The 2,293-nt window shown below is 68.0% G+C and carries 1 protein-coding gene; it reads right to left on the minus strand.

Annotation, left to right across the window (positions count from 1 at the left end; genetic code table 11):
• Positions 1 to 2,293, minus strand: a 2,293-nt coding sequence (locus B2J69_RS23395; protein WP_174580934.1) for an Ig-like domain-containing protein, incomplete at both ends; no start/stop codon positions are given.

Consider the following 2,293-nt stretch of genomic DNA (forward strand, 5'->3'; position numbering starts at 1 on the left):
GGTCAGCGCCACGCTGCTGCTGTCTACCGTAAAGGACGCGCTTTCGCCGCGCGTCTCGTTGCCCGCCGCGTCCGTGACCTTCACCTGCCAGCTGTGCTCGCCGTCCGCCAGCGGGCCCAGTGCCAGGCTCCAGCTGCCGTCCGAGGCGTCCGCCGTGGCGCTGCCCGCCGCCGCCCCGTCCAGGTAGATCGTCACCGTGGCGCCCGGCTCCGCCGTGCCGCTCAGCAGCGGCGAGCGGTCGTCCGTGATCGCCCCCTCCTCAATAGTGCCCTGCACGTTGCCCTGGGCATCAGTCAGCTTCGCGGCTGCCGCCTCCGGCGGTGTGGTGTCCAGCACGATGCGGAACGGTCCGGTCTCCGTCGAAGAAACCCCCGCCGCGTTTACCGCCGTTGCCGAGAGGTCGTAGACCCCGTCCGCGCCCAGCGCTGCAGTAGTAATGCTCCACTGGCCGTTGGCGTCCGTGCGGCCCTCGCCCACGTTCACCCGGTTGCCCGCTGCATCCGTCGCCCAGATGATGACGGTGACCTCCTGACCCGCCGAGCCGTTCAGCGTCAGGGTGCTGTCGTTGGTTGCCTGGTTCTTCTGCAGATAGCCGGTGTCCGGATCTTCCCCCTGGCTGTAGTCGTCGTAGACGTTCTCTATCGACGGCTCCGCCGGGGCGCTGGTCAGCAGAGTGAAGTCCCACGCTGCATCATCGGTGCCACTCACCTGCGGCCCCTCGTTGCCCGCCACGTCCACTGCCGAGACGGTCAGGGCGTGCGCCCCGCTCGCCAGGGCGCTTTCCGGGGTCCAGCTCCAGCGGCCGTCCACGTCCACCGCCGCCGTCGCCGTCGCAATCAGGCTGCCGTTGTCGTAAATATTGACGTGGTCGATATCCGCCGTCGCCTGGCCAGAGTAGGTCGGGCGCGCGTCGTCGGTCACCCCGCCGTCCGGGATCGGCCCGGTAACCGGGCCGACGTCATCGAGCAGGCTGATGGAGTCAATAACGATGCCTGAGGACTGGTTGTCAGGCGCCGAGGTGTCCACGGTGAAGCTCCAGCCGTCGTCGGCGGTGCCGCTCGCTTTCGGCCCTTCATTGCCCGCCGCGTCTACCGCTGAGACCGCCAGGTCATGCGCCGAGCCGTCCGCCAGATCCTCGTCCGGCGTCCAGCTCCAGCGGCCGTTCTCGTCCACCGTTGCCGTGGCGATCAGGCTGCCGTTGTCGTAGATGTTGACGTGATCGATATCGGCCGTCGCCTGGCCAGAGTAGGTCGGGCGCGCGTCGTCGGTGACGCCACCGTCCGGGATCGGCCCGGTAATAGTGCCGACGTCATCGATCAGGCTGATGGAGTCGATAATAATGCCGGAGTCGATATTGTCGGGCGGCGTGCCGTCGGCCGGGCCGTCAATAATGATGCTACTGCTGTTGCCCGCCTCGTCGGTGGCCACTACCTCTACATTTTTGGCGTCCACCTCTGCCGGGTTCGGCTGGATGCTCCAGTTGCCGTCCGCGTCTGCCACGGTGCTCGCCACTGACCCGGTGGTGGGATCGGTCACCACGATCACCGCGCCCGCCTCGGCGGTGCCCGCCAGCTCCGCCTCGGTGTTAGTGGTAATGTCTGGGGCGGACGTGCTGATATCCAGCTCGAACGGCCAGCTGTCGCTGATTGCTGAGACGTTGCCCGCCGCGTCGGTGGCCGTTGCGGTAATGCTGTGATCGCCCTCGACCAGATTAGTGGTCGGCGTATAGCTCCAGCTGCCGTCCACGTCGTCGGCCTTCACCGATCCCAGCAGGGCGCCGTTGTCGTAGAGGGTGACCAGCGCGCCCTTTTCCGCCGTGCCGCTGAAGGTCGGCGCCGGATCGTCGGTGACTCCGCCGCTCTCCGTCGCCACGCCCTGGATCGTGCCCACGTCGTCAAGCATGCTGGTGATGACGGGCTTCGCGGGTGCGGTAGCGTCTACATTGAGAGTAAACGAGGCCTCGCTGCGGTTGCCCGCCGCGCTGGTCACCTCGGCCGTGAAGCTGTGCTCCCCGTCCGCCAGCTCCGCCAGCTGGAAGGTCCATATGCCCTGGGCATCTGCGGTGCTGCTGCCCAGCACCGTCCCCGCCGCGTCGCGCACCGTCACCATCGCGCCCGGCGACGTCGTGCCCTGCAGCTCCGGCGTCGCGTCATCCGTCAGCCCGCCGTTCGCTACCGGGCCGGTGATGCTGCCCACGTTGTCGTTCGCCTGGTCGATGGTCAGCGCCACGCTGCTGCTGTCTACCGTAAAGGACGCGCTTTCGCCGCGCGTCTCGTTGCCCGCCGCGTCCGTG

Origin of the sequence: Pantoea latae, assembly GCF_002077695.1 — a bacterium.
GTDB lineage: Bacteria > Pseudomonadota > Gammaproteobacteria > Enterobacterales > Enterobacteriaceae > Pantoea > Pantoea latae.